This is a genomic window from Methylococcus capsulatus str. Texas = ATCC 19069 (genome assembly GCF_000424685.1).
Lineage (GTDB): Bacteria > Pseudomonadota > Gammaproteobacteria > Methylococcales > Methylococcaceae > Methylococcus > Methylococcus capsulatus.
Genome location: NZ_AUKJ01000017.1, coordinates 52,121 through 76,615 on the forward strand (window position 1 = coordinate 52,121; position 24,495 = coordinate 76,615).

At 62.9% G+C, this 24,495-nt stretch carries 31 protein-coding genes, 1 other RNA gene and 1 pseudogene; 15 read left to right on the plus strand and 18 right to left on the minus strand.

Annotation, left to right across the window (positions count from 1 at the left end):
- Positions 1-70: 70 nt before the first annotated feature.
- On the minus strand, positions 71-232 hold the full coding sequence (locus tag H156_RS17310; RefSeq protein ID WP_154656664.1) for a hypothetical protein: 162 nt from the start codon (positions 230-232) through the stop codon (positions 71-73).
- Between the two features lie 35 nt (positions 233-267).
- Here H156_RS17310 and H156_RS15810 point away from each other — a divergent pair, with 35 nt between their 5' ends.
- The 7 genes and pseudogenes from H156_RS15810 (at position 268) to H156_RS0104795 (ending at position 2,551) form a co-directional block, all read left to right on the plus strand.
- Complete coding sequence (locus H156_RS15810) at positions 268-627, plus strand: DUF2924 domain-containing protein (RefSeq protein ID WP_211221989.1); 360 nt, start codon at positions 268-270, stop codon at positions 625-627.
- Positions 599-658 (plus strand): annotated as a pseudogene (locus H156_RS17765) (hypothetical protein); the annotation flags it as partial. The gene H156_RS15810 and the pseudogene H156_RS17765, both read left to right, overlap by 29 nt.
- A complete protein-coding gene (locus H156_RS17470) occupies positions 659-766 on the plus strand; it encodes a DUF2924 domain-containing protein (RefSeq protein WP_248617043.1) in 108 nt (35 codons plus the stop codon).
- Entirely contained in the window at positions 763-1,329 is a 567-nt protein-coding gene (locus H156_RS17475; RefSeq protein WP_248617045.1) for a recombinase family protein, read from the plus strand. The genes H156_RS17470 and H156_RS17475 overlap by 4 nt, the downstream gene beginning before the upstream one ends.
- Positions 1,302-1,430, plus strand: a complete 129-nt coding sequence (locus tag H156_RS17480) for a recombinase family protein (protein WP_248617047.1) — start codon at positions 1,302-1,304, stop codon at positions 1,428-1,430. Before H156_RS17475 ends, H156_RS17480 begins: the two co-directional genes overlap by 28 nt.
- Before the next feature lie 9 nt (positions 1,431-1,439).
- Entirely contained in the window at positions 1,440-2,117 is a 678-nt protein-coding gene (locus H156_RS17485) for a recombinase family protein (RefSeq protein ID WP_017364122.1), read from the plus strand.
- Positions 2,114-2,551, plus strand: a complete 438-nt coding sequence (locus tag H156_RS0104795; protein ID WP_017364123.1) for a hypothetical protein — start codon at positions 2,114-2,116, stop codon at positions 2,549-2,551. Before H156_RS17485 ends, H156_RS0104795 begins: the two co-directional genes overlap by 4 nt.
- Before the next feature lie 27 nt (positions 2,552-2,578).
- Here the strand turns inward: H156_RS0104795 and H156_RS0104800 are convergent, their stop codons facing one another.
- From H156_RS0104800 to H156_RS0104815, 5 genes are all read right to left on the minus strand, one after another.
- Complete coding sequence (locus H156_RS0104800; RefSeq protein WP_036246095.1) at positions 2,579-3,508, minus strand: phage exclusion protein Lit family protein; 930 nt, start codon at positions 3,506-3,508, stop codon at positions 2,579-2,581.
- The gene (locus H156_RS0104805; RefSeq protein ID WP_026045773.1) at positions 3,489-4,505 is read right to left on the minus strand and encodes a nucleotidyl transferase AbiEii/AbiGii toxin family protein; all 1,017 of its coding nucleotides are present in this window, start codon (positions 4,503-4,505) and stop codon (positions 3,489-3,491) included. Before H156_RS0104805 ends, H156_RS0104800 begins: the two co-directional genes overlap by 20 nt.
- Positions 4,498-5,118, minus strand: a complete 621-nt coding sequence (locus H156_RS0104810; RefSeq protein WP_026045774.1) for a DUF6088 family protein — start codon at positions 5,116-5,118, stop codon at positions 4,498-4,500. Before H156_RS0104810 ends, H156_RS0104805 begins: the two co-directional genes overlap by 8 nt.
- Before the next feature lie 347 nt (positions 5,119-5,465).
- Positions 5,466-5,821, minus strand: a transfer-messenger RNA (tmRNA) gene (gene ssrA, locus H156_RS16650).
- Positions 5,822-5,939: 118 nt separating this feature from the next.
- Entirely contained in the window at positions 5,940-6,407 is a 468-nt protein-coding gene (locus H156_RS0104815) for a ferritin family protein (RefSeq protein ID WP_017364127.1), read from the minus strand.
- Positions 6,408-6,652: 245 nt separating this feature from the next.
- Here H156_RS0104815 and cysD point away from each other — a divergent pair, with 245 nt between their 5' ends.
- The gene (gene cysD / locus H156_RS0104820; RefSeq protein WP_010961842.1) at positions 6,653-7,561 is read left to right on the plus strand and encodes a sulfate adenylyltransferase subunit CysD; all 909 of its coding nucleotides are present in this window, start codon (positions 6,653-6,655) and stop codon (positions 7,559-7,561) included.
- A 117-nt stretch (positions 7,562-7,678) separates the two neighbouring features.
- Complete coding sequence (cysN, locus tag H156_RS0104825; protein WP_026597584.1) at positions 7,679-9,328, plus strand: sulfate adenylyltransferase subunit CysN; 1,650 nt, start codon at positions 7,679-7,681, stop codon at positions 9,326-9,328.
- On the opposite strand, the gene H156_RS0104830 is transcribed toward cysN, so the two are convergent.
- Positions 9,291-11,648, minus strand: a complete 2,358-nt coding sequence (locus H156_RS0104830; protein ID WP_238536789.1) for a DNA internalization-related competence protein ComEC/Rec2 — start codon at positions 11,646-11,648, stop codon at positions 9,291-9,293. The two genes, cysN and H156_RS0104830, sit on opposite strands and share 38 nt — an antisense overlap.
- Before the next feature lie 64 nt (positions 11,649-11,712).
- Between H156_RS0104830 and H156_RS0104835 the strand changes: the two genes are divergently transcribed.
- Complete coding sequence (locus H156_RS0104835; protein ID WP_010961839.1) at positions 11,713-12,309, plus strand: DUF2062 domain-containing protein; 597 nt, start codon at positions 11,713-11,715, stop codon at positions 12,307-12,309.
- A gap of 12 nt (positions 12,310-12,321) precedes the next feature.
- On the opposite strand, the gene lolD is transcribed toward H156_RS0104835, so the two are convergent.
- The 3 genes from lolD to fur are packed head-to-tail and all read right to left on the minus strand — an operon-like array spanning position 12,322 to position 14,690.
- The gene (lolD, locus tag H156_RS0104840; RefSeq protein ID WP_017364260.1) at positions 12,322-12,996 is read right to left on the minus strand and encodes a lipoprotein-releasing ABC transporter ATP-binding protein LolD; all 675 of its coding nucleotides are present in this window, start codon (positions 12,994-12,996) and stop codon (positions 12,322-12,324) included.
- A complete protein-coding gene (locus H156_RS0104845) occupies positions 12,989-14,236 on the minus strand; it encodes a lipoprotein-releasing ABC transporter permease subunit (protein ID WP_017364259.1) in 1,248 nt (415 codons plus the stop codon). The genes lolD and H156_RS0104845 overlap by 8 nt, the downstream gene beginning before the upstream one ends.
- Before the next feature lie 22 nt (positions 14,237-14,258).
- Positions 14,259-14,690: a ferric iron uptake transcriptional regulator gene (fur, locus tag H156_RS0104850; RefSeq protein ID WP_010961836.1), complete on the minus strand. Its 432-nt coding sequence runs from the start codon at positions 14,688-14,690 to the stop codon at positions 14,259-14,261.
- An 89-nt stretch (positions 14,691-14,779) separates the two neighbouring features.
- Here fur and H156_RS0104855 point away from each other — a divergent pair, with 89 nt between their 5' ends.
- On the plus strand, positions 14,780-15,220 hold the full coding sequence (locus tag H156_RS0104855) for an outer membrane protein assembly factor BamE (RefSeq protein WP_238536788.1): 441 nt from the start codon (positions 14,780-14,782) through the stop codon (positions 15,218-15,220).
- Here H156_RS0104855 and H156_RS0104860 read toward each other — a convergent pair.
- Entirely contained in the window at positions 15,217-15,522 is a 306-nt protein-coding gene (locus H156_RS0104860) for an RnfH family protein (RefSeq protein ID WP_017364257.1), read from the minus strand. The two genes, H156_RS0104855 and H156_RS0104860, sit on opposite strands and share 4 nt — an antisense overlap.
- Entirely contained in the window at positions 15,522-16,880 is a 1,359-nt protein-coding gene (locus H156_RS0104865) for a sodium-dependent transporter (protein ID WP_017364256.1), read from the minus strand. Before H156_RS0104865 ends, H156_RS0104860 begins: the two co-directional genes overlap by 1 nt.
- A gap of 127 nt (positions 16,881-17,007) precedes the next feature.
- Here H156_RS0104865 and smpB point away from each other — a divergent pair, with 127 nt between their 5' ends.
- Together smpB and H156_RS15820 are read left to right on the plus strand one after the other, a co-directional pair.
- Positions 17,008-17,481 carry an SsrA-binding protein SmpB gene (smpB, locus tag H156_RS0104870; RefSeq protein ID WP_017364255.1) on the plus strand — a complete coding sequence of 158 codons (474 nt, stop codon included), beginning with the start codon at positions 17,008-17,010 and terminating at the stop codon, positions 17,479-17,481.
- A gap of 86 nt (positions 17,482-17,567) precedes the next feature.
- Positions 17,568-18,653: a D-alanyl-D-alanine carboxypeptidase family protein gene (locus H156_RS15820; RefSeq protein ID WP_238536787.1), complete on the plus strand. Its 1,086-nt coding sequence runs from the start codon at positions 17,568-17,570 to the stop codon at positions 18,651-18,653.
- 85 nt (positions 18,654-18,738) lie between these two features.
- Here the strand turns inward: H156_RS15820 and H156_RS0104880 are convergent, their stop codons facing one another.
- Positions 18,739-19,110 carry a c-type cytochrome gene (locus tag H156_RS0104880; protein ID WP_010961831.1) on the minus strand — a complete coding sequence of 124 codons (372 nt, stop codon included), beginning with the start codon at positions 19,108-19,110 and terminating at the stop codon, positions 18,739-18,741.
- Positions 19,111-19,393: 283 nt separating this feature from the next.
- On the opposite strand from H156_RS0104880, the gene H156_RS0104885 reads away from it, so the two are divergent.
- On the plus strand, positions 19,394-19,657 hold the full coding sequence (locus H156_RS0104885; protein WP_228370208.1) for a DUF4404 family protein: 264 nt from the start codon (positions 19,394-19,396) through the stop codon (positions 19,655-19,657).
- Positions 19,658-19,711: 54 nt separating this feature from the next.
- Here H156_RS0104885 and H156_RS0104890 read toward each other — a convergent pair whose 3' ends face one another.
- From H156_RS0104890 to H156_RS0104900, 3 genes are all read right to left on the minus strand, one after another.
- Complete coding sequence (locus H156_RS0104890; protein WP_017364253.1) at positions 19,712-20,473, minus strand: rhomboid family intramembrane serine protease; 762 nt, start codon at positions 20,471-20,473, stop codon at positions 19,712-19,714.
- Positions 20,474-20,573: 100 nt separating this feature from the next.
- Positions 20,574-21,212, minus strand: a complete 639-nt coding sequence (locus H156_RS0104895; RefSeq protein WP_017364252.1) for a M15 family metallopeptidase — start codon at positions 21,210-21,212, stop codon at positions 20,574-20,576.
- Between the two features lie 16 nt (positions 21,213-21,228).
- The gene (locus H156_RS0104900; protein WP_017364251.1) at positions 21,229-22,044 is read right to left on the minus strand and encodes a tetratricopeptide repeat protein; all 816 of its coding nucleotides are present in this window, start codon (positions 22,042-22,044) and stop codon (positions 21,229-21,231) included.
- Positions 22,045-22,488: 444 nt separating this feature from the next.
- Here H156_RS0104900 and H156_RS0104905 point away from each other — a divergent pair, with 444 nt between their 5' ends.
- Positions 22,489-22,914 (plus strand): rhodanese-like domain-containing protein, encoded by a 426-nt coding sequence (locus H156_RS0104905; protein ID WP_010961826.1) that lies wholly within the window; start codon positions 22,489-22,491, stop codon positions 22,912-22,914.
- Here the strand turns inward: H156_RS0104905 and cysE are convergent.
- Positions 22,892-23,677 (minus strand): serine O-acetyltransferase, encoded by a 786-nt coding sequence (gene cysE, locus H156_RS0104910; RefSeq protein WP_010961825.1) that lies wholly within the window; start codon positions 23,675-23,677, stop codon positions 22,892-22,894. The genes H156_RS0104905 and cysE overlap by 23 nt on opposite strands.
- Positions 23,661-24,404, minus strand: coding sequence for an RNA methyltransferase (locus H156_RS0104915; RefSeq protein ID WP_010961824.1), 744 nt, complete (start codon positions 24,402-24,404; stop codon positions 23,661-23,663). Before H156_RS0104915 ends, cysE begins: the two co-directional genes overlap by 17 nt.
- Positions 24,405-24,495 lie beyond the last annotated feature (91 nt).

The following is a 24,495-nucleotide window of genomic DNA, read 5'->3' on the forward strand; positions in this document are numbered from 1 at the left end:
TGTCCGGACAATCTCGTCATCGAGCGAGTTGGACGTTTCAGGACCGATCCCGATGTGCACGATCAACCACCTACCACCCGAGCGGATGACGCCGGAGCAGCGCCGGCGCGAAGTCGCATCCTTGCTGGCGCACGGCCTGGTCCGACTGCGCGAGGCCGTGTTCGCTCAGTCCGCAGGCGGCCCCGCGGAGAGCGAGTTTGAGCTTGGCTTCTCCGGCCACCAGCGCCTTCATAGCCACCCCGTCAACAACACTTTGGAGGAGGCTCCATGAAGGCAAGCACCGTCCCACCCACCCCGCCGAGCGTCGCCGCCCGGATCGCCGGGCTCCCGGATCTCTCGATAGAGGAAATGAGGGCGCTTTGGCGAGAACTCTTCGGCAGCGAGAACCCGACACCCAACCGCCAGTTCATGGAGCGGCGGATCGCCTACAAGCTGCAGGAGATCGAGTTCCGCAAGGTCGATCCCAACCTGCTGGAGCGCAACAAGCGGCGCATCAAGGCCCTGGTGGAGACCGGCAAGGCGCGCAAGCTCGATCGCGACATCCGGCTGATGCCCGGCACCGTGCTCACCCGCGAGTACCAGGGGGGTCGAGCACCGGGTGGCGGTCGCCCAGGACGGGCAGTATGAGTTCGAGGGCAGGCGCTACCCGAGCCTGTCCATGATCGCCCGCGAGATCACCGGCACCCGCTGGTCCGGGCCGCTCTTCTTCGGCCTGAAGGCGCCGGCCAAGCAGAAGAATCCGAAGAAGCAGGGAGGTCGGCGATGAGCGAAGCCCTGAAGCGCCGCCTGCGCTGCGCCGTCTACACTCGGAAGTCCACCGACGAGGGGCTCGACCAGGAGTACAACTCCATCGACGCCCAGCGCGACGCCGGTCACGCCTACATCGCCAGCCAGCGCGCCGAAGGCTGGATACCGGTCGCCGACGATTACGATGATCCCGCCTATTCCGGCGGCAACATGGAACGACCGGCGCTCCAGCGAATGATGGCGGACATTGAAGCCGGCAAAATCGACGTGGTCGTCATCTACAAGATCGACCGCCTGACACGTAGCCTCGCGGACTTCTCCAAGATGGTCGAAGTGTTCGAGCGCTACGGTGTGTCATTCGTGTCGGTCACCCAGCAGTTCAACACGACGACCTCCATGGGCAGGCTGATGCTGAACATCCTGCTGTCTTTCGCCCAGTTCGAGCGCGAGGTCACTGGCGAGCGCATCCGCGACAAGATCGCCGCCAGCAAGCGCAAGGGCATGTGGATGGGCGGCTGCCGCCGCTCGGCTACGACGTCGAGAACCGGCGATTGGTGCCCAACGAGCGCGAGGCCAAGCTGATCCGGCACATCTTTCAGCGCTTCGTCGAACTCGGGTCCTCGACCCTGCTCGTGAAGGAGCTGCGCCTCGACGGCGTGACCTCCAAGGCCTGGACTACCTAGGACGGGCGGGTGCGCGAGGGCAAGCCCATAGACAAGAGCCTCGTCTACAAGCTGCTCAACAACCGGGTCTACCTGGGCGAGATCCGCCATCGCGATCAGTGGTATGCAGGCGAGCATCCGCCCATCATCAGCCGCGAACTGTGGGACAGCGTCCACGCGATCCTGGAGACGAATGGCCGGGTGCGGGGCAACACGACGCGGGCCAAGGTTCCCTATCTGCTCAGGGGCATCGTGTTCGGCAATGACGGCCGTGCACTGTCCCCGTGGCACACCACCAAGAAGAATGGCCGGCGCTACCGTTACTACGTACCCCAGCGCGACGCCAAGGAACACGCGGGCGCCTCGGGGTTGTCGCGATTGCCGGCCGCGGAACTCGAATCGGCGGTGCTTGACCAACTGCGCGCGATCCTGCGTGCGCCGAATCTGCTCGGCGACATGCTGCCGCAAGCGATCAAGCTCGACCCGACCTTGGACGAAGCCAAGATCACCGTGGCCATGACCCGACTCGACGCGATTTGGGATCAACTGTTCCCGGCGGAGCAGACCCGGATCGTGAAACTGCTGGTGGAGAAGGTGATCGTGTCGCCCAACGACCTCGAAGTGCGACTGCGCGCCAACGGCATCGAACGGCTGGTGCTGGAGCTGCGTCCCGAGCCCGTCGAGCAACAAGCGGAGGCGCTGGTATGAGCGACATCCGCATCCAGAAGACCGGCGAGCCGGAAATCGTCGAGGCAAGTGATGGCCGACTGACCCTGTCCCTGCCGATCCAGATCAAACGCCGCAGTGGTCGCAAACTGGTCGCCTTGCCGAATGGCGAAACCGCCCCGGTCAGACCGTGGGACGTGGCGCCGACCTCCATTCAACTGGCGCTGGCCAGGGGGCACTGCTGGCTGGCCATGCTGGAATCGGGGGAAGCGAAGTCCTTGAAGGAGATCGCCACGCGGGAAGGAATCGACAACAGCTACGTCAGCCGCATGGTCAACCTGACGACGCTGGCGCCCGATATCGTGGCGGCCATCCTGGACGACGCATTGCCGAATCACATCACGCTGTTTGATCTGGCGGTTGATCCGCCAGCGCTGTGGGATGAGCAGCGATCTCGACTTACAGTTCGCGACTGAATTGTCGGTGACAGTGGGTGGTTGATGCTACGGCTGCAGGTCAGTTATCAGCTGTTCCACCAGCTCGTGCGTGCTCGGCGCATACATCGGGAGCTGTCGGTGTGCTTGTCGAAATATCCCGACCAGCAAGCACGCCGTGAAGAGCCAGAAGTGTGACTCTTTGGCGAGCGTGCTACCGGATATCATTGCCTGGATGCGCACTGTAATGGGCGGATATTCCGCTGTTCCCCACCGAGCGCTCTCCGGAGTTATTTCGTGCAAGATCATTGCACCGAGGGCGATTCCCATCGATCGCTTATCCAGCACCCTGCTGAAAGCCTGGCCAACAGACTGGGCATAACTTCCAACCTTGTCGGTTAGAAATGACCGCGCCCAGACATCGCACGCAATTTCTTCTTCGCGCCGATCGGTGGGGCAGTCGCCGTCGCTGAGAAATTTCACGTGCCGCAACTCATGAAGAAAGACGTAGGCGGTCGCCAGACAGACCAGATCGAAGGCCGCCATTTCTTGATGGTTGTTGAGAGCGTTCCGTTCTGATTCAGGACGCGGCACATCCTGCGGCCAAGTGACGTGAATCGAACTTTGTTCTTCGATAATTGATCGAGCTGAATTTGCACGAGACCTGTAATCCATCTCGAAAGCAGCAAGCTCGTCATCGGCGCGCAGTATGTCTTCAAGGGCCCCGCCAGTGATGCCGGCCAGAATGATCGCTGGAGAGTAGGTCTCGATCGATCTCCAGCCGTTGAAACCAAGCAGCCAGATTGCTTCGAGTGTCTTGTGGTCAAACTGGATGCGACCATTGCCGGCGCTGATGTTCACGCCTCGAGCGTCTTCGACTACGCAGACCTTGGGTGTATAGCGATTCCATAGGTCCTCAATTTCTTGTTTGCGTTCGGGCGCGGCGCCTTGCAGCAGAGCTTTAACAGCGACGCCTGCCTCAACCATTGCTGCACCCATTGATCGCTGTTTCCAGCGCGCGTAGACGATCGACGATGGCATCGAAAGTGGGAGGCTCGCCGATGAACATGCCGGCACCGATCATGCGCTGGAAGTCATCGCGCAACGCGGCTAGTGCGGTGTCTTCCGGAATCAGTTTGAGCTGCCCGGCCAGGCATGCGTCGTAGTTGGCGTAGCTCGCGTTGTAGAAGACCTTCTTGTGCTTGACGACGTCTGCGAGCAGAGCGCGATCGACCATAGCGGCTTGCCCATGTTCAATGTCGGCCAACATCGCCAAGTCGTACCAATGGCGTGACAGACGTTCAGCGCCTGTGCGGAACTCTTCGCGCTGACATTCGACGTGCATCAACGTCGCCTTCTCCCAGAAGGTACGTGCCGGCGACAGCACACTGACCGTCGGCTGCGGGAATTCGAGTTCAGCGACATGTTCCGCAATGTCGGGCCGCACCACATGCTCCTCATTCGGCTCGGTGATGTTGCGGCCACCGAACTCGATCAGGACGCTGTTACCGACGTAGTCTCCGGATTTCTCGAGCACGGTCGGGTAGTGCACTCGCAACTGCTCGCCGTCATCGTTGATTTCAAGACGGAATGCGTCGGCGCTGAACTCGGTGGCCAGCATCTTCTTGAAGTGCGGCGCCACGACACCGTGAGCATGGTCGCGCACGAAGGACTTGAGATCCTCGCTGAACTTCTTCAGCCGATTGCGCGAGACCCCTTCGGCAAATGGGTCGAAGGTTCCGTCCAGTACTCGATAGTCGAGGGTGATGTCTACGTCCTCGGAGAAGCGTGCGATGGCTCCGAAAACTTTGGATAGTGAGGTGCCGCCCTTGAAGGCCATCGGAAGTCGATCGGGCATGGTGAACAGGGTCTGTAGCACCCAGCAGACCCATACATCTTTTTCCAGTACAACAGGTGAGCGTGCAAGCTGCGGAGCAAGCGCCCGGTAAATTTGGGACTGCTCTTCTCGTTCGAGATGCAGGAAGGACTCAGGCATGAGCTGCCATCCGCTCGTTTCGGAAGATGGCGTCGCTCATCCACGCAGGCATCGAGCTGGTGGCTGACTTCAGCACCTCGAACTCGCTCGATCCCAGCTTGCGCCGAATCTTCTCGACGAGAGCTGGAGTCACTTCCTTCTTGCCGAGATACCACATCGCCGCCAGCGCGAGCCCGGCGGGTCGACCCGCCAGGGCCAACTTGCGCTGACAGACGTGCTGCAGACGGATCTCCATCTTCCCCACGCGGATGCGCTTCGACGGGCCGGATGTCACGAATACCGACTGGGTCGGAACCTGCGTGGTTAGTTCGAGCCGACGCGCCGCTTCGGCACCGTGAACCTGGACGACGGCACCCGTCGTCTTGGCGACGGTCTCGGCCACCTTCAGCGGCGAGGGGCTAACCTTGCCGACGAAACGGCTAACCTCGGGACGCACAAAGACACCGCGCGTCACGCGCTCGATCGACCCTGCCTTGACGAGGCGGGAGAGGGTCTGATCGACGGACGCACGCGTGCCGCACTCAAGGAATGCCGTCGGGGTGAAAGGCTCCCCAATCGGCATCGCCTCAATGCGCGCGCGAATCAGCTCGGCAGTCTTGGTCGTCGTGTTCATGTACGAAAATATATGCGAGTTTCTGACAAACTGCAAGTGCGATAGCTAGCTGGGGTGCGCGTGGTTCCCTCTGGCAGCCAATGCTGCAATCCAACCGCTTGATTCGTCCGCGCGTAACTCTTTGATCTGTGTGGGGCCGCGTTGGGGCCTTTGCGGACTTCGGGCCAGTTTCAGGGAGCGAGGTCGGAGCGAGGAATGCCAAGGAGAGAGTGGAATACGGCGCGAAACTGGCTGACGGGCTGACCGGCGAAGTCCGCAGGCTTCCGCAGGAACCCTCAACAACACGCGGGAACCGGCGCGATCAGGCAAGAAAAAACCCCAACCGAGAACGGTTGGGGTTTTGATATTGGTGGAGGCGGCGGGAATTGAACCCGCGTCCGCAAATCCTCTGCCATCGGTTCTACATGCATATCCACTCTATTGATTTAGCCGGACGCTACCCGAGTGGCAGGGAAGACGGACGGCGATTCCGTTGGGTTTTAGCGCTTCGGCCCCGGACAGACTTCAGCGCGAGCTTACAATTGGGTTACCCCCAACCAGCCGCTTGTAAGCGAGCTGCTGATCAGAGGCCGGCCGGCTTAAGCGGCCAGTGCGTAAACGTCGTCGTTGGCGTTTATTTGGTTTGCAGATGGATTTACGAGGTTATCTGCACCTCGGCATGCACCTCAGGTTTCGCGATCCACGTCGAAGCCATGTCGCCCCCGGGTTGACAAGTCAGACCGCGCGGTTCAATGAAAGTTTCCCTGACGGCCGATCTGAACCCATCATACCAGAAAAAACCGTGGGCTTGGGCGGAGGGGCAGGCCCCTCCGCGCGTGGCATCATATTTCGTGGAGCATCTGCTGTGTGTCGCGGACGATGCGCTGTTTTTCCTTCTCGCTCGCCTCGGCCAGATTGTTGAAGACGTTCCGGGCCTTGGGATCGTCCATTTCCGCCGCTGCTTCCTTGTACAGGGTCACGAGGGCGTCGTCGAAGGCGCAGGCGATTTGCACCACTTCGTCCACGCTCATGCCGGGACGGGGTTTGGTCTTTGCCAGCAGCTCTTCGACATGGTCGCTGGGGGCGAACTGCAGCCAGGTATTGAGAAGGGCACTGCGGGCGTTTTCCTCGAAACGCTCCAGCATTTCCTTCTGTTCGTCTTCGTGCCGGCTCAGATAGTCGAGAGCCATCTTCAACCGGATTTCCGACTGATCCGTCTGTTTTTTCAAGGTTTCGTAGTAGGCTCGTATTTGATCGTGGAGTTCTTTGCCATGATCCAGAACATCCCTGACCTGTTCGAAATTTTTCATGATGCCATCCTCCGTGCTGTAGGTCGCCTCGGCATATTTTGCTTTGGTGCACCAAAAATATCAGGGTGATTGTCATCGGGCCGCGACGTCGAAATCCGGCTCCGCAAGCGGCCATATAGCGCTTCGGCGGGAAGGAGTCAATGGTCCTGTTGCGTGCGGCGGCAATGCTCGGTCATGAGCCGGAGGCACGTTGTGGTATTCTTTGCAGGTTTCACCGAACCCTATTTTTCTCTCGGCCGTACCGCATGAACGCACACAAATTGACCCACCTGAAGCAGCTGGAGTCGGAGAGCATCCACATATTTCGGGAAGTGGTGAGCGAGTTTGAGCGGCCGGTGATGCTGTACTCGATCGGAAAGGACTCGGCGGTGATGCTGCATCTGGCGATGAAGGCGTTTTACCCGGGCAAGCCGCCGTTTCCGCTGATGCACGTGGACACGACCTGGAAGTTCCGCGACATGATCGCCTTCCGCGACCGGCGGGCGCAGGAGCTGGGGCTGGACCTCATCATCCACGTCAACGAAGAGGGCGTGCGCCAGGGCATCAATCCCTTCGTCCACGGCAGCAAGAAGCACACCGACATCATGAAGACCGAAGGGCTCAAACAGGCCCTGGACAAGTACCGCTTCGACGCCGCCTTCGGCGGGGCCCGCCGGGACGAGGAGAAATCCCGCGCCAAGGAGCGGGTGTACTCGTTCCGCGACAGGCATCACCGCTGGGACCCCAAGAACCAGCGCCCCGAGCTGTGGAACCTGTACAACGGCAAGATCAACAAGGGTGAGAGCATCCGTGTGTTCCCCCTGTCCAACTGGACCGAACTCGACGTCTGGCAGTACATCTACCTGGAAGACATCCCCATCGTCCCGCTGTACTTCGCCGCCGAGCGGCCGGTGGTCGAGCGCGATGGCATGCTGATCATGGTGGATGATGAGCGCATGCCGCTGTTGCCCGGCGAAGTGCCGATGCGGAAGAAAGTGCGGTTCCGCACCCTGGGCTGCTACCCCTTGACCGGCGCCATCGAATCCGACGCCGCCACGTTGCCGGAGATCATCCAGGAAATGCTGCTGACCAGGACCTCCGAGCGCCAGGGCCGGCTCATCGACCACGACCAGGCCGGGTCCATGGAAGAAAAGAAGAAGGAAGGGTATTTCTGACCATCGGTGCCCCATGCCGTTGCAGATTCCGATGGCAATGACGGTTTCCCTCGCCCCGGCCCTCTCCCCAAGGGAGAGGGCGATTCGGCATTCGCTCCGCGACTTTTGATCACGCCCATGTCACACCAATCCGACCTCATCGGCACCGACATCCACGCATACCTGGCCCAGCACGAGCGGAAGGAGCTCTTGCGGCTCCTCACCTGTGGCAGCGTCGACGACGGCAAGAGCACCCTGATCGGGCGGCTGCTGCACGATTCCCAGATGATCTACGAGGACCAGCTCAGTGCGGTGCGGCGAGACAGCGTCAAATCCGGCACCACCGGCGGCGAACTCGACTTGGCCCTGTTGGTCGACGGCCTGCAGGCCGAGCGCGAGCAGGGCATCACCATCGACGTCGCCTACCGCTACTTCTCCACGACCCAGCGCAAGTTCATCATCGCCGACACCCCTGGCCACGAGCAGTACACCCGCAACATGGCCACCGGCGCCTCCACCTGTGACCTGGCCATCATCCTGATCGACGCCCGCCACGGAGTGCAAGTGCAGACCCGCCGCCACAGCTACATCGTGTCGCTCCTGGGGATCAGGCATGTCCTGGTCGCCATCAACAAGATGGATCTGGTGGACCATAGCGAAGCCGTGTTCGACCGTATCCGCGCCGACTACCTCGCCTTCGCCGACAAGCTCGAGCTGCACGACGTGCGCTTCATCCCGATCTCCGCCTTGAACGGCGACAACGTGGTGCACAAGAGCGCGGCCATGCCCTGGTACGGCGGGCCGTCCCTGATCGATCTGCTCAACACTCTCGAGATCGCCCAGGACCGGAACTTCGACGACCCGCGCTTCCCGGTGCAGTACGTCAACCGGCCCCACCTCGACTTCCGCGGCTACAGCGGCACCGTCGCCGCCGGGGTGTTCAAACCGGGCGACCCGGTCCTGGTGCTGCCGGCCAAGACGACCAGCCGGATCCAGTCCATCGTCACCTACGACGGCGAACTGGAGGCAGCCTTCCCGCCCCAGGCCGTCACCCTCACCCTGGAGGACGAGATCGACGTCAGCCGCGGCGACCTCCTGGTGCATCCGGACCGCCTGCCGCACCTCGACAGCCGCTTCGAGGCGCATCTGGTGTGGATGACCGAAGCACCGCTGATTCCGGGGAAGCAATACCTCCTCAAGCACGCCACCCGGACCCTCACCGGCTCGGTGGCCGCCATCCGCCACCGGATCGACGTCAACACCTTGGAACAGCACCCGGCCGGTCAGCTCAATCTCAACGAGATCGGTTTGTGCGAGCTGGCATTGAGCGTTCCGCTGGCATTCGACGCCTATGCCCGCTGCAAGGATACCGGCGCCTTCATCGTCATCGACCGGCTGACCAACGTCACCGTCGGCGCCGGCATGATTTCAGGTCCGGTCCAGGGCGAAACCGGCTTCCGCAAGGTCACCGCCGAGGAGCGCGCCGCCCGCTTCGGCCAGAAGGCCCTCACTGTCTGGCTCACCGGACCCCAGCGTCATGAGATGGCCTATCGGCTCGAGCGGGCCCTGTTCGACATCGGCCATCCGGCGACGGTGCTCGAGGACGAAGGTTTCGGTGCCGAGCTGATCCGGGCGGCGCAACTCGTCAACCACGCCGGGCTGATCTGTTTGTGCCCGCTGATGCATGCCGATTTCGGTGCGGGCGAGGGACGGCTGGTGCTGTCGGTGGAGGGACGGGATGTGGCCGACCTCATCGAGGAGCTGCGCCGGCAGGGCGTTCTGTCCTGATCGCGGTGTCGTGCCAGTAGCGGCGGTGGCGCAGACGGTAGGGAAGGATCTCGGTCCCTGGACCCTCGGCAGCGGGCAGAACGGTCAGTGCGCCGCCGCTGGCGGTGTCGAACACCCGGATGCCGAAGCGCCGGTAACGTTCCATCACCTGGGGACTCGGGAATCCCCAGCGGTTGCGGTAGCCGGCCGAAACCAGAACGGTGGATGGCCGTACTTCGCTCAGGAATTCCGGGCTGGACGAGGTCTTGCTGCCGTGATGCGGCGCGAGCAGTACCTCGCTCGCCAGCGCGGTGCCGTGGCGCCTCACCAGAGCGGATTCGGCGTCGCGCTCGATGTCGCCGGTCAACAGGGCGCTGCCCTGGGCGGCGCTGATCTTCATCACGCAGGAGATGTCGTTTTCCTTGCCGCCCGGGTTTGCTCCCTCGGCGCTCCCCGGGGCGGGCGGCCACAGCATCTCGAACCGCACTCCGTCCCATTCCCAGTTTTGCCCCGCGTGGCAGGCTCTTGCGCCGGGATGGAAAAGTTTGTCCGGTGCGCTGCTCAGGGCCACGGTGACCGGGAAGCGCCGTAGCAGGGCGGCGGCTCCTCCGATGTGGTCGTTGTCGCCATGACTGACCACCAGGGTATCGATGGCCGAGATGTCGCGGCTGCGAAGATAAGGCTCCAGTACTGCCGTGCCTATGTCGAAGCTGTCGCTCAGCCGTGCGCCGGTGTCGAACACAAGGGTATGGGCATGGGTTTCCACGACGCTGGCCAGTGCCTGGCCGACGTCCAGCACGGTGAGCCGATAGCTGCCCTCCGAAGGTGGAGCGGGGGCATGGGTCGCGGCCGGCAGCAGCAGGAACAGGCCCAGCCAGCGTCCCGGAATGCCGCGCGGGACCATCAGCACCGCTACGCCTAAGGCCGCGAGTAGCGCCATCGGAAACGGCGGGGCGGCATGCTGCCATTGAGCCCAGGATAGGGCGGAGAGCCATTCGAGCGCTTTCCAGCTCCAGGCGACGAGCGTTTCCGTGAATCCCATCAAGACCTCCCCCACTGCGGGCCACACCAGGAGCACCAGGGCGCTGAACAGCGCCAGAGGTGTGATCGCCAGGCCCAGCACCGGTACGGCGAACAGGTTCGCCAAGGGCGAGACCAAGGAGATCTGGCCGAAGAAGAACAACAGCGCCGGCGCGAGGCCGAGGCTGGTAGCCCAGTTGGTCCAGGCCAGCCCGCCGACGAGACCGGGGCGATGCAGGCGGCCGGTCAGCAGATAGAGGATGAATGCGACTGCCAGGAAGGACAGCCAGAACCCCGGCGAGGTCACGGCCAGCGGGTCGAGCAGGACGACGGCGGCGAGCGCCAGTGCAAGGGTACGGGCGGGGCGCAGGTGGCGCTGGGCGATGATGCCGCCCATGGCGATCGCGATCATGAGCAGCGCCCGCCGTGTCGGTATCGCGAAGCCGGTGAGGGCGGAATAGGCGGCTGCCGCGGTGATGGCCGCGCTGGCCGCCAGGGCCGACGGTGGGCAGCGCATCACGTGCAGCTGGGTGGTGGCTCTTGCCGTGACGGCGTAAGCCAGGAAGGCGATCAGGCCGATATGGGAGCCGGAAATCGCGATCAGATGGGCGGTGCCGGTGCGCCGCAGCACCTCCCACTGGGGCGGGGCGATGGCGTCTTCCGCGCCCAAGACCAGCGCACGGATCACGCCGTCAAAAGGGCTTCCGGCCTGGGTATCATGGATGCGATCCGACAAGAACTGGCGCCACGCGCCCGGCAGCCATGGGTTCGCCGGCTTCAGCAGCACGTTGCCGGTGGACTCGCGCACATAGCCGAGGGCGCGGATGTTCCGGGAGAACAGCCAGAGTTCGTAGTCCATCCCTCCGGGATTGAGCATGCCGTGTGGCCGTTTGAGCCGGACGGTCAGACGCCAGTGCTCGCCCGCGTGGATGGTGCGGCCGGCGTCGTACCAGGTCAGACGGAGATGTCTGGGAACTCGGGAGTCTTCCGGACCGAGGATCCGGTCGACGTCGAATTCGAAGCGCACGCTCCGTTCATTCGGCTCCGGCAGGCTGGCGACGGTGCCTTCGATGTGGATGTCCCGGCCTTCGAGCTCGTGGGGCAGGTCGTCATGCAGGCGGAGTAGGGCGAACGCCGAGGCCCAGACAAAGCCCAGCAGCAGCGCGCAACCGAGAAACCAGCGGCAGAAGAAGAGGATCGCTGCGGCGATGGCGAAGCCGGCCAGCAGCATCGGCGACGGCAGTTCCGGCAGCGTCTGCACGGCGATCACGCCACTGACGAAGCCCAGCAGCGCCGCCATGCCGCCGCGGCCCGCGTTCATCTTTGCCAACGGAGCACGTACAATAGCCGCCCCGGCCGACAACCTCATCAGTACCAGACGCCTCATGCCCAAGAAGATTCTCAAGCGTTACATGCCGGACCGGCAACGGATCAGGGAGATCAAAAGTCTCGAGTTCCTCGGGGAAAGACTGCATGCCCCGAATCTTTGGCATTTGAACCGGCGTTCGGTGTCGCGGGCTTTCGCCGTGGGGCTGTGGGCGATGTACACCCCGCCGCTGCCCTGGCAGATGGTCATCGCCGCGATCCTGTCCATCTATTTCGACGCCAATGTACCAGTCGCAGTGGCGCTGGTATGGATCACCAATCCCCTCACCTGGGTGCCGATGTACTATTTCGCCTACTTGGTCGGGACCTGGGTGCTGGGGCTGGATTCATTCACCTTCACCGAGTTTTCTGCGTTCTTCAGCATCGAAACCGCCTGGAGCCTGGGGGCGCCGCTGCTGGTCGGTTGTTTCACGCTCATGAATCTGGGGGCCGTACTGGGCTATTTTTCCATTCGCTGGCTTTGGCGACGCTCGGTGCGGCAGCATTGGGAGTTCCGCAAACTGCGGTCCAAGCCGCTGAACAGCCATTATCTGGTGAACCTGAGCTGCCGCGCCTACTGGAAGCTGTTGCACCTCCATCACGCCGACAAGCTCTAAGCCCGCCCGGGGTTAGACCAGCCGCCCATCCTCCATGTGGAGGACCTCATCCATCTTGTGGGCCAATGACGCGTCGTGGGTAACGATGAGGAAGCTCACACCGAATTCCTGATTGAGCTCCAGCATGAGCTGATAGACCTGCTCCGCCGTCTTGCTGTCCAGGTTGCCGGTAGGTTCGTCCGCCAGGACGCATTTCGGACGCGTCACCAGCGCCCGGGCGATCGCCGCCCGCTGCCGCTCGCCGCCGGAAAGCTCCCCCGGCTTGTGTTCGATGCGTTTTCCCAAACCCACCCGGCGCAGCAGCGTCGCGGCGGCGTCCCTTGCCCTGGCGACGGAGGCGCCGCCTATCAAGAGCGGCATGGCGACGTTCTCCAGCACCGTGAATTCACCCAGCAGATGATGGAATTGGTAGACAAAGCCCAAGGTCTTGTTGCGCAGCTCCGCCCGGCGGCGTTCATTCAGAGCGGCCAGATCGATCCCGTCCATCAGAACCTTCCCGCTGGTGGGAGTGTCCAGGCCGCCCAAGAGATGCAGGAGTGTGCTCTTGCCGGAGCCGGAGGCGCCCATGATGGCCAAGCGCTGGCCCCGCCGTATGCGCAGGTCCACCCCGTGCAGGACCTCGACGTCGAGGATGCCCTGGACGAAGCGCTTGTGCAGGGCGCGGCATTCCAGGACCGGTTCATTCATACCGCAGTTCCTCTGCCGGACGCACCCGCGAGGCCTGCCAGGCCGGATAGATCGTGGCCAGCAAGGACAGCAGGAAGGCCATGCCGGTAATCTGGAACACGTCCGTCCAGTTCAGCTTGGACGGCAGGTCGCTGATGTAGTACACGTCGGCGGACAGGAATTTCATACTGAGCTGGCTTTCGATCCAGTGCACGATCTCGGAGACGTTCAGGGCCAGGAGCACGCCGCCGAGGCCGCCGATCACGGTGCCGACGGCGCCGATCACGGTGCCGAGCACCATGAAGATGCCCATCACGCTGGCGGGCGTCATGCCCTGGGTGCGGAGAATGGCGATGTCGGCACGCTTGTCCGTCACCACCATGACCAGGGTCGAAACGATGTTGAACGCCGCCACGGCGACGATCAGCAGGAGGATCATGAACATCACCCGCTTCTCCGTCTTGATGGCGCGGAAGAAGTTGGTATGGGCCTGGGTCCAGTCGGTGACGTAGTAGTCGCCCGGCAGCTTCGGCCCGAGATCGCGGGCGATGCGGTGGGCGTTGAACAGGTCGTCGAGCTTGAGCCGCAGGCCGCTGATCTCGCCCTCCATGTGCAGCAGGCGGGCCGCGTCTTCGAGCTGGATCAGGGCGAGGTTCCGGTCGTACTCGAACATGCCGACCTGGAACGTGCCGATGACCGTGAAGCGCTTGAGCCGAGGGAGGATGCCCGCCGGTGTCGCGGTGACCTGGGGCGTGATGACCGTGACCTTGTCTCCGCTGGATACACCGAGATAGGCCGCCAGCTCGGCGCCCAGGATGATGCCGAACTGGCCGGGCGCCAGGTCGCCGAGTTTGCCGAGCTGCATGTGGTGCGCCACGTCCGAGACCCGCGGCTCGTACTCCGGCAGTATGCCCCGCAGCATCGCGCCGCTGGCGCGCCGTTCGGAGCTCAGCATGGCCTGCCCCTCGATGTAGGGCGCCCATCCCAGGATGCGCTTGTCTTCCGAAAGTGCAGGTTCCAAGACCCGCCAGTCGCCCAGTGTACCGCCCGGGCCGGAAATGGACGCATGCGAGGTCATGCCGAGGATGCGTTCGCGTAACTCCGCCTCGAAACCGTTCATGACCGAAAGCACGGTGATCAGCGCCGTGACCCCCAGCGCGATGCCCAGTACCGAGGTCAGCGTGATGAAGGAAATGAAACGGGTGCGCCGTTTCGCGCGCGTATAGCGCAGGCCGATGTAGAGGACGAGCGGCTTGAACACGGCGGGGGAAATTTGGGAAAGGTCAGGGAGAGGTGGCGGCCGTGCGGCAATGCGCGCAGATGCCGTAGAGGCAGAGTGAATGGTCGGTCAGGGAAAAGTCGAGATTTTTCGCGATTTCCTTTTGCCGGCTTTCGATCACCTCGTCACTGAACTCCTCGACCCGCCCGCATTTGACGCAGACGATGTGGTCGTGGTGCTCGCCGCGGTTGAACTCGAAGATCGAATTGCCGCCTTCGAAATGATGGCGCTTGACGAGGCCGGCAGCCTCGAACTGGGTCAGCACCCGGTACACCGTCGCCAGCCCGATTTCCTCGCCCTGCTGGATCAGCCGCTTATACACGTCCTCCGCGGTCAGATGCCGATCCTGGTCAGATTGCTCCTCAAGCATTTCCAGGATCTTGATCCGGGGGAGGGTGACCTTGAGGCCGGCGTTGCGTATGTCTTGCGTTTCCATGGGGTTCGAGCGCGCTATGTCTTCAAAATCCTCGATCGGGTATGATGCGGCACGGTGCCGCTCGAACCCGGCTGCGATTTCATTCCGTCATGCCCCCACATCGTACCATACTCTCCCTGATCGCCACTCTCCCGCTGGCCGCCTGCACCTATGTCGACCGGATCCCCTTCCTGTACCACCTGGACATTCATCAGGGGAACATCGTCTCGCAGGAAATGGTAGACCAGCTAAAGCCGGGTATGAACAGGCGCCAGGTGACCTTCATCATGGGGTCGCCACTCACGGTGAGCCCGTTCCATGATGACCGCTGGGACTACGTCTATTCCAACCAGCCGGGTGGAGAGGAGCGCGTGCAGCGCCGGATATCGCTTCTGTTTGATCACGACGAGCTGGTGGGGCTGCAGGGGGATTTCAAGCCGGGTGAGCTGCCATCCCTGGATGCCAGCAAGGACGTCAACGTCGACATCCCCAAGATCGAGCGCGACCAGAGTTTGTGGGGACACATCAAGAGCTGGTTCGGCAACGGCTAGGCTTTTCCTTCGTCCTTCCTGGCTGCCCGCTGGCGGCGCGATTCTTTGGGGTCGGCGATCAAGGGGCGGTAGATTTCCACCCGGTCGCCCGGCCGCAAAATCTGGTCGAGTCCGCAGACCTTGCCGAAGATGCCGATCTTGTTGACCGCCAGATCGATTTCCGGGAATTTCTCCAGCACTCGGGAGGTCTGGATGGCCGCCGCCGCGGAGACGCCCTCTGTGACCTTGACCGGTATGATGACCTGAACGTCGGGTCGGGCATAAGCCACTTCCACTCGGATCGGCCGGCGCGTGTCGGTCATCAGATCAGCTCCATCGCCTTGAGGAAAATGATACCCATCCCGCTGGGGGCGACGTAGCGCACCAGGAACCGCCAGGCCTCGTAGGCGCGGGAATCGGCCATTTCGAGTTCCTCTTCGGTATCCCGGCGGCTCAGCACCCAGCCGGCGAACACCGCGACCAGGAAGCCACCGATTGGAAGCATGACGTCGGCGGTCAGGAAATCGAGCAGTTCGAACAAGTTCCTGCCGAACAACCGGACGTCCGACCAGGAACTGAAAGACAGCAGGGTGCCCAGGCCCAGCCCCCAGCAGGCCAAGCCGCTCCAGGCGCTCGCGGCTTCCCGGCTCAGCCCCCGATTTTCGGTCAGCCAGGCGACCGCCGGTTCGATCATGGCGATGGATGAAGTCAAGGCGGCAAAAAACACGAGGACGAAGAACAGGGCACCGAAGAAAGAGCCTCCCGGCATGGCGCCGAATGCGATCGGCAGGGTCTGGAAAATCAGGCCCGGTCCCATGCCGGGTTCCAGGTGATTGCTGAACACGATGGGGAAGATAGCCAGGCCCGCAAACAGTGCGACCGCGGTATCGGCGGCTGCTACCACGATCGTCGAGCGGGCGATGGAAACGTGGCTGGGGAGGTAGGAACCGTAGACCATGATCGAGCCCATGCCCAGTCCCAGCGAGAAGAAGGCCTGTCCCATGGCGGTCAGCACGCTTTCTCCGCTCAGCCGGGAGAAATCGGGCAGGAACAGGAAGGCGACGGCCCGGCCCAGTCCTTCGGTACCGACGGCATAGAGGACCAGGACGACCAGCATGACCGCCAACGCCGGCATCAGGTAGCGCGTGCCTTTCTCCAGGCCACCGTTTACGCCCCGACTCACGATGGCCACGGTGGCTACCATGAACAGGGTATGCCAGATCACCTGTATCTGCGGATCGGTGCGGAATTCGTCGAAATAGCGTGCCGCGGTTTCGGGGGTGATATGGCTGAACAGCGCACTGTTCATCTTGAAGACGTAAGCCAATGCCCAGCCGGCGATGACGCTGTAATAGGACAGAATCAGGAAACCCGATATCACGCCGAGCCAGCCCGCATACTGCCAGGCCGGGCTGACCTTGGCTGCCTCGGCCAGGCTCCGCATGGCATTGATCGGGCTCTGCCGCCCTCGCCGTCCGAGCAGGGTTTCGGCGATCATGATCGGGATGCCGATGGCGGCGACGCACAGCAGATACACCAGCACGAAGGCACCGCCGCCGTGTTCGCCGGTGAGATAGGGAAATTTCCAGATGTTGCCCAGGCCGATGGCCGAACCGCTCGCAGCCAGGACGAAAGCCAGTCGCGAAGACCATTGCACGTGCACGAATCGTTGATCGGTCATGGTTATCCTCCTGCTGGTAGTGCTCGGCCGGGCGGAAACACGCTCGTTCGGGGTCGGAGCATGGGCGCCGGTGGGGTAAAATCCTCACAGGATAGCAAACCGAATCGAACCGAAGAATCCCACCGTCATGAGCAGCAAGAAAAGCGCCCCAGGAAGCGCCAACATCGCCCAGAACCGCCAGGCCACCCATGAATATTTCATCGAGGAGCGCCTTGAAGCGGGTTTGGTGCTGGAGGGCTGGGAAGTCAAGAGTCTGCGGGCGGGCAAGGCGCAACTCAAGGAAAGCTTTGTAATACTGAAGAACGGCGAAGCATGGCTGTTCGGCGCGCATTTCTCTCCCTTGCCATCGGCTTCCACCCACGTCCAGCCCGATCCCACCCGCAGCCGTAAGCTGCTCTTGCATGCAGAGGAACTCAGCCGTCTGATCGGACAGGTGGAGCGCAAGGGTTATACCCTCGTGCCGTTGTCGCTGTACTGGAAACAGGGCCGCGCGAAGCTGGAAATCGGCCTGGCGCGCGGAAAGAAACAACATGACAAGCGTGCTGCCGAGAAGGAGCGCGACTGGGAGCGGGAGAAACAGAGGGTCATGCGGCGGGGTTGACCCTCCCGTTCGGGTCTTGCCCTTTTCTTGGCAGGGGAGACAATGGAAAAAGGATCGTTTTGTCAGTTTATTGGAAATCTCGAGTGATGTCGCGCCGTCTTTGTCGTTTCGTAGGGATAGTCGTAGTGGCTGTTGCAGTGGGGTGGGTCGCCGGCGAAGCCGTCGCCGCTCCCTATTCGGCGCTGGTCATGGAGGTCGAATCGGATCGGGTGCTGTACGAGCGGAACGCTGACGAGATCAGGCATCCCGCTTCCCTGACCAAGATGATGACCCTCTACCTGGTGTTCGAGGCGCTTGTACAGGGCAGAATTTCCTTGTATGACACCTTCTATGCCTCCAGCTACGCCGCATCCCGGTCCCCGTCCCGTATCGGACTCAGGCCGGGTGATCCGCTGACGGTGGAAGAAGGCATCCTGGCCCTGGTCACCTGCTCCGCCAATGACGCCGCCGCCACGCTGGGCGAAGGCTTGGCCGGCTCGGAGCCTGCGTTTGCCGCGATGATGACGCGAAAAGCGCGCGAGCTGGGCATGAGTCAGACCGTGTTCCGCAACGCCTCGGGGCTGCCGGATCCCGAACAGGTCACGACGGCGCGCGACATGTACCGACTCGGAAAGGCGCTGCTGAAGCATTTTCCCCAGTACTATCCGTATTTCTCCACTTCGCGCTTCCAGTATCGGGGGCGGAGTTTCCACAATCACAATCATCTGCTCGAGAACTACTACGGCGCGGACGGCATCAAGACCGGGTTCGTCAATGCCTCGGGCTTCAACCTGGTGGCATCGGCCCGCCGTAACGGCATCCGGCTGGTGGGCGTGGTGTTCGGCGGCAATTCGTCATTCCGCCGGGATGCCCACATGCGCGACATTCTCGACGACGGGTTCGCCCAGATCGAAGGGCGGGAATCCAGCGTGCGGTTCGCCGGTTTCGACCAGGGATACGTGCCCCGTTTGCTGATACGTCCAGGAGAGAGCCGGGTTTCCGCCGTTCCGAAGAAAGCCCGGCGGGCGGCCGCCGGCAAGACGAACGGACATCGTGCCAGAGTCGTGGCTGCGCGCCCTTCCCCTGGGACGCAGAAGGGGATGTCCACGCACGCCAAACGCAAGCCGGTCGAGGCGAAATCGCTCCCGGCGCGCCTCCGATCTTCGCGGACTTCGGTCAAGTTCAGGCGTTGACGCAGACGGGGGGAGCGACGTCTGAACGGGCTGCGCCCCGACGTGCGGGGCGCAGCTGGGTGGAGCAGGCGATGAAGGAGCGGTCTTACTGCGGTTTCTCGAGTTCGCCTGCCGGCACGGTGCCGTCCGAGCGGCCTTTGATGTAGGTGTACAGGTCATCGATGCCCTCTGCCACCTTCTTGTTGGCTTCGAACGGCGGCATGGCGTTGCGCCCTTTAAGAACCACTTCCTTGAACTGATCCTTGCTCAGGTTCTTGAGGCTGTTCAGCAGGTTGGGGAATGCCGCGCTGCCTTCGCCGGTGGCGCCGTGGCAGGTTTCGCAACGCTGCTGCTTGTAGATCTTGAAGCCATTGTAGGTGGCCTGGTCGACGGGAGCCGAGAAGGCGGGAGCGGCCACGGCGCCGAGCACCAGTGCGGCCAGAGCGGTTGTCCGGATAGACGTCTTCTTGTGATCCATTGCGTTTCTCTGTTATCTGTTTTCGGGTATTGACCGGGAAGTTTCATCGTCTGCCTTGGCAGGGACGGCAGCGGATAGGATGACAGTCCGCCGGCAGTTCTGCCTAGGGAAAAAATCCCGGCTGTTTGCTGCCAAAGAGCGTGTTTCAGAATACCCAACACCTCCGTCTGTTGTAAATACAGCCGCCAATGCCCGAACGGGGGTTCGTCCCCTTGGCGGAAGGGACATGGCACCCGTAAACTAGCCTGGCATCGTGCACCTCATCATGGAGCTGGAGACGGAAATGAGCGAGAAAGACCTCTTGGAGACCTTGGAGCAGTTGCGGGCGCAGGTGGCGGCGCTGGAGGCCGACGGATCTTCCAAAGCGCGTCTGGAGTCGTTGATCGGAACGCTGGAGCAGCGGCTGCAAGGGGAGGGTAGCGAAGCGCACCATGGCCCTCTGGTGGCGGAGCTCAAAGAGGCGATCGCGCACTTCGAAGTCGAGCATCCGCGGCTGACCGGCATACTCAACGACCTGATGGTGACACTGAGCAATATGGGTATCTGAAACCGGGTTCTGCCCTGCGTTCACCAGGGGCGCTTCGGCGCGCTCCCAGGGGTTTCAGAAATGCCTTGAGTCGAAAAATCTGCGTTCCATCTGCTGAGCCCGCCGGATGAGATAATCCGGCCGGTGCATGGGGCCGATGAGAAGGACGCCGGCCAGGAAACCGCCGACATGGGCCCAGAACGCCACCCCGCCGCTGGTGCTGCCGAGGGCGGGCAGGCCGCTGATGAGCTGGATGAGAAACCAGTAGCCGAGCATGGCGAAGGCCGGGATGGCGACGGTAGTCCAGTAGAAGCCCAGGAAAATCAGCGTGATGACCTGGGTGCGGGGGTAGAGGCGGGCGTAGGCGCCCATGACGCCGCCGATGGCGCCGGAAGCGCCAACCATCGGCACGGCGGCGCCCGGGTCGGAGGCGATCTGCGCCGCCGCCGCCGCCAGGCCGCACAGCACATAAAAGGCGACGAAGCGCAGCGGTCCCATCGCGTCTTCCACGTTGTCGCCGAACACCCACAGAAACCACATGTTGCCGATGATGTGGAACCAGCCGCCGTGCAGGAACATATGGGTGACCAGGGTCCAAGCCGATGCATCGCCTTCGAGCTGACAGGCGAAATTCGGGCTGACCGGGATCACGGTGCCGACCGGCGCCAGCCCGAGCAATTCTCCGGGAATGAGCGCGTACTCGCAAAGCGATCGAGCCAGCGGCAGATCCTGTCCGAATCCCTGTACCAGCGTCCAGGCGCCGGCGTTGACCAGCAGGATCAGCATGACGGCGATGGGGCGGTGCAGGGCCGGGTTGATGTCACGCAACGGAAACATGGCTGTCCCCTGGGTCGGTTCGAGTGATGGTCGGCGCCCGGCCGCGGCCGCATCGGGTCCGGTCCCCCGCTGGGATCGGGCGGCAGGGCGCTAGGAATGTTCAGTGCCCGAGGGCGGAAAACGGTACGTCGAGGATGGCATATTCCCGCCACAAGGCATAGTCATAATGCCACCATTCCCGCGGATGAACGCTGAAGCCTTCGGCTTCCATTGCGGCACGCAGCCGGTCGCGGTGTTCGCGGGCTGCCGCCGCACCGCCTTCATAGGTGGGGTACGCGCGCTCGGTCATCTCGTCGTAATCGGACGGCATGGTCACCGCCTGCCCGGTTTCCAGATCGTAGAGGCTCAAGTCGACGGCACAGCCGCGATTGTGACGCGAGCCTTCGCGGGGATCGGCCACGAACATCCGCTGGATGCCGCTGGTCGACTCCCAGAATGTCCGTGTCACCGACCAGGGGCGATAGCCATCAAACAGGATCAAGCCATAGCCCAGCGGTTTTAGCCGGGCGTTGACTCTGACCACGGCTTCGGCCGCCGGCCGTTGCAGGAAGACCCGGGGTTCGGTGTAAACCGGCTTGTGGACGAAGTTGTTGGAGGTGGCATACCGCACGTCCAGCTGGATCGTGGGATCGAGCCGCGTGACCTCTACCAGTTCCGGCGGCCGGAACGGACCGGTTTCCACGGGGGGCTGTAACGGGGCTGCCGTGACCGCGGCACTCATCAGCATCACGGTGGTCATGAATCCGGTCCCGAACCTAGACATAGAGGGCGTTGGAAAGCTGGCCCCGGTAGCGGCGGGTGAGTTCATGACCATTGCCCAGCAGCCGGAAAATGGCGACACAGGCTTTGCGGGCACCCCCTTCGTCGTAGTCGCGGGCCTTGCGCACGAGTTCGATCAACTGAGCCAGTGCCGGCTCGTAACGTTCTTCCCGAATCTTCCGGATCGCGTCCAGGTAGGCCGATTTGGCCGGGGCTTCGGCCAGCCGTTCCGGGTGTTCCAGCAGGCCGAACAGCCGGGCCAGGGTGCGCAGGGCTTCGGCGGCTTCACTCTGATCGGAGTCCGGTCCGATGGGCTTGAGCGTTTCCAGTGCCTGGTCCGGGTCGGTGTCGAGGAGCACTCGGGCCAGCAGCACGGCGGCCGGGTCATAGGCCGGCTCGGCCGCAAGGATCTGGCGCAGCACCGGTTCGGCTTCTGCCGCCCGGCCGGCGCTGATCAGTGCCTCGGCCTGTTCCAACCGAGCCTGGTAAGGACTGGGCAATGCGCGCTGCAGCCAGTCTTCCAAGGCCGATTCGGGCAAGGTGCCGGTGAATTCGTCGGCGACGGTACCGTCGACGAAAAGCTTGACGTTGGGAATCCCGCGCACGCCGTACCGCCGGGCGATCTCGGGGTGTTCCTCGGTGTTCACCTTGACCAGTTCGAAGCGGCCGGCCAGCCGCCCGGCGACGGCTTCCAGCACGGGTGTGAGGGCGCGGCAGGGCGCGCACCAGGGCGCCCAGAAATCCACCAGCACCGGGATGGTGAAGCTGGTCTCGATGACGTCGCGGTCGAAATCAAAAGGGGAGTCGGACATCGAAAGGGTTCAGACAAGGCTGTGTGACAGAGGCTTGATCGAGATTTTCGCAAATCGCCGGACGGGTTGAACAGTCCGCGCTGCAGTTGGTCACCGACAAATGGCTCACAAGGTTATCCACAGATTCTGTGGATATCATAGGCTGGGTCGGCATCGGCTTCTGTGCCCGTCAAGACCTTGATTTCCCGGCGTCGGGCGGGTATGGACCGGCATCGATCGAGCAGAAAATCCCTTTGGAACAGCATGATGTGTTTTCCTGGCGCATGGTTGTGGGCGATCATAGGCATCGTTTCCTGGCGTGTGGCGGGTGCCGGCCTCAACGGGTCGTTCGCCCGGCCGGTCCGCAAAAATGCATTTTGTCCACAGCTTGGAAGAACAGGAATTCGTGATTCGCTTCTGCCGAACTGATTCGGCCAGAGACCCTTGAAAACCCTAGAGGCAAACATGAGCAAATGGCTGCGAGCCGCAATCTTGGCGCTGACGTTACCGGCCGCCCCGGTTCTCGGCGGTGAGCTCATCGGTATCACCCCCGATGAATTGGAGACGCTGAAAGTCCAAGGCGTGCCGGTGGTGGATGTCCGGACGCCCGAGGAGTGGCGCAAGACAGGCCTGATCGAAGGAAGCAAGCCGTTGACATTCTTCGATTCCAAAGGGGCTTACGATGCGGCCGACTGGTTGCGGCGGTTCAAGGCCATCGCTCCCGATGTCGCCCGGCCGGTGGTGCTGGTCTGCCGTTCAGGCAACCGCACCGCCATGGTCGGGAAGATGCTCACGCAGGAGCTGGGCTACGAGCGTGTCTACCATCTGGAGAAGGGCTTGCAGGTCTGGAGTGCCGAGGGGCACAAGCTCAGCCCGTGCGGGAACTGTTGACGGTCACCTGCGGCTCGCCGGGGTCGAGTTGGCAGTCGTCCAGATCGGGCAGAGGGGCTTCTTCCAGGTCGATTCCTCGTTCCCGCAGCACTTCCTTGAGCTTCGCGACTTGCTGGTCCAATGCCTGGATATGGTCGAGCATGTGATTGATGGCGTGGGCGACCGGGTCCGGCATGTCCGGCGTCATGCCGTAGGCGTCGAAGCCGAGTCTGCTGGCGATGGCCAGGCGCTGCGCTTCCTGCGCCCTGCGATCCGGATTGATGATGTGGCCCGGAATGCCGACCACCGTGGCGCCCGCGGGGACGGTGCGCAGCACGACCGAATTGGAGCCGATGCGGGCGCCGTCGCCCACCGTGATGGGGCCGAGTACCTTGGCGCCGGCGCCGACCACCACGCCGTTGCCCAGCGTCGGATGGCGTTTGCCCTTCTGCCAGCTGGTGCCGCCCAGGGTCACGCCGTGGTATAGCGTGCAATCGTCCCCGATTACCGCGGTCTCTCCGATGACGACGCCCATGCCATGGTCGATGAACAGCCTCCGGCCCAGCGTCGCTCCGGGGTGGATCTCGATGCCGGTCGCCCAGCGCGCGAGATAGGACAGGACCCTCGCGGGCCAGTGCAGGCCGTGGTTCCAGAGCCAGTGGCTGAAGCGGTGGATCAGCACGGCGTGGACGCCGGGATAGACGGTCAGTATCTCGAAAAACGACTGGGCCGCGGGGTCCCGGGCGAATATGCAACCGAACTCTTCTCTAATTTTCTTCAGCATGGGGGGTTCCGGCGCCGGCGGCGCTGAGCTGGGCAGCGGTCAGGATGCCACGCAGCAAATGGATCTCCTGGGCTTCGATCCGCGCACTGTTGAAGATGCGGCGCAGCCTGCGCATGATGGAGGGGGATGACCTGCGCGCGTGCAGGAATCTTATGTCATACAGTGTCCGTTCCAGATGGTCGAAGAACGAGGCCATCTGTTCGCCGTCCGCAAGGGGGGGGCTGCGACGGCCGGAACCGCCCTGGCCGGCGGCGAGGTAGAGCTCGTAGGCGACGACCTGGACCGCACAGGCGAGATTGAGCGAACTGAATTCCGGGTTGGAAGCGATGTGCAGGAGGAAGTGGCACTGCTCCAGTTCCCCGTTGGTGAGCCCCGAATGCTCGCGCCCGAACACGATGGCGCTGCGGGTTCCCTCCGGCAGGCCGGCGATCTCCGCCGCGGCCGTTCTGGGGTCGAGTTCCGGCCAGGCGATGGTTCTGAGGCGTGCGCTGGCGCCGATGACGAGCTGGCAGTCTGCGATGGCGTCTTTCAGCGAACCGAACAGCCGAGCGGCCGCCAGCAGGTCGTCGGCACCGGAGGCGCGGGCGGTGGCCTGTTCGCTGGGGAAGATTTTCGGCGAAACCAGGGCCAGATCGCTCAGGCCCATGTTTTTCATGGCGCGGGCGACGCCGCCGATGTTGCCGGGATGGGTGGTTTCGACCAGTACGATGCGGATATCGGAGAGCACGGTCGAGTTTTTGCGCTCGGGCTGCCTGGGAGAACGGAAAATGGTATCAGAATTTTGGTAGGCTATCGGGCTTTTCGACAGAACTAGGGCA

Coding starts and splice junctions, on each gene's coding strand:
- H156_RS17310 (WP_154656664.1), bottom strand. CDS start 232: ATGAAGGCGCTGGTGGCCGGAGAAGCCAAGCTCAAACTCGCTCTCCGC.
- H156_RS15810 (WP_211221989.1), top strand. CDS start 268: ATGAAGGCAAGCACCGTCCCACCCACCCCGCCGAGCGTCGCCGCCCGG.
- H156_RS17470 (WP_248617043.1), top strand. CDS start 659: ATGATCGCCCGCGAGATCACCGGCACCCGCTGGTCCGGGCCGCTCTTC.
- H156_RS17475 (WP_248617045.1), top strand. CDS start 763: ATGAGCGAAGCCCTGAAGCGCCGCCTGCGCTGCGCCGTCTACACTCGG.
- H156_RS0104795 (WP_017364123.1), top strand. CDS start 2,114: ATGAGCGACATCCGCATCCAGAAGACCGGCGAGCCGGAAATCGTCGAG.
- H156_RS0104800 (WP_036246095.1), bottom strand. CDS start 3,508: ATGGGTGCAGCAATGGTTGAGGCAGGCGTCGCTGTTAAAGCTCTGCTG.
- H156_RS0104805 (WP_026045773.1), bottom strand. CDS start 4,505: ATGCCTGAGTCCTTCCTGCATCTCGAACGAGAAGAGCAGTCCCAAATT.
- H156_RS0104810 (WP_026045774.1), bottom strand. CDS start 5,118: ATGAACACGACGACCAAGACTGCCGAGCTGATTCGCGCGCGCATTGAG.
- H156_RS0104815 (WP_017364127.1), bottom strand. CDS start 6,407: ATGAAAAATTTCGAACAGGTCAGGGATGTTCTGGATCATGGCAAAGAA.
- cysD (WP_010961842.1), top strand. CDS start 6,653: ATGAACGCACACAAATTGACCCACCTGAAGCAGCTGGAGTCGGAGAGC.
- cysN (WP_026597584.1), top strand. CDS start 7,679: ATGTCACACCAATCCGACCTCATCGGCACCGACATCCACGCATACCTG.
- H156_RS0104830 (WP_238536789.1), bottom strand. CDS start 11,648: ATGAACGCGGGCCGCGGCGGCATGGCGGCGCTGCTGGGCTTCGTCAGT.
- H156_RS0104835 (WP_010961839.1), top strand. CDS start 11,713: ATGCCCAAGAAGATTCTCAAGCGTTACATGCCGGACCGGCAACGGATC.
- lolD (WP_017364260.1), bottom strand. CDS start 12,996: ATGAATGAACCGGTCCTGGAATGCCGCGCCCTGCACAAGCGCTTCGTC.
- fur (WP_010961836.1), bottom strand. CDS start 14,690: ATGGAAACGCAAGACATACGCAACGCCGGCCTCAAGGTCACCCTCCCC.
- H156_RS0104855 (WP_238536788.1), top strand. CDS start 14,780: ATGCCCCCACATCGTACCATACTCTCCCTGATCGCCACTCTCCCGCTG.
- H156_RS0104860 (WP_017364257.1), bottom strand. CDS start 15,522: ATGACCGACACGCGCCGGCCGATCCGAGTGGAAGTGGCTTATGCCCGA.
- H156_RS0104865 (WP_017364256.1), bottom strand. CDS start 16,880: ATGACCGATCAACGATTCGTGCACGTGCAATGGTCTTCGCGACTGGCT.
- smpB (WP_017364255.1), top strand. CDS start 17,008: ATGAGCAGCAAGAAAAGCGCCCCAGGAAGCGCCAACATCGCCCAGAAC.
- H156_RS15820 (WP_238536787.1), top strand. CDS start 17,568: ATGTCGCGCCGTCTTTGTCGTTTCGTAGGGATAGTCGTAGTGGCTGTT.
- H156_RS0104880 (WP_010961831.1), bottom strand. CDS start 19,110: ATGGATCACAAGAAGACGTCTATCCGGACAACCGCTCTGGCCGCACTG.
- H156_RS0104885 (WP_228370208.1), top strand. CDS start 19,394: ATGAGCGAGAAAGACCTCTTGGAGACCTTGGAGCAGTTGCGGGCGCAG.
- H156_RS0104890 (WP_017364253.1), bottom strand. CDS start 20,473: ATGTTTCCGTTGCGTGACATCAACCCGGCCCTGCACCGCCCCATCGCC.
- H156_RS0104895 (WP_017364252.1), bottom strand. CDS start 21,212: ATGACCACCGTGATGCTGATGAGTGCCGCGGTCACGGCAGCCCCGTTA.
- H156_RS0104900 (WP_017364251.1), bottom strand. CDS start 22,044: ATGTCCGACTCCCCTTTTGATTTCGACCGCGACGTCATCGAGACCAGC.
- H156_RS0104905 (WP_010961826.1), top strand. CDS start 22,489: ATGAGCAAATGGCTGCGAGCCGCAATCTTGGCGCTGACGTTACCGGCC.
- cysE (WP_010961825.1), bottom strand. CDS start 23,677: ATGCTGAAGAAAATTAGAGAAGAGTTCGGTTGCATATTCGCCCGGGAC.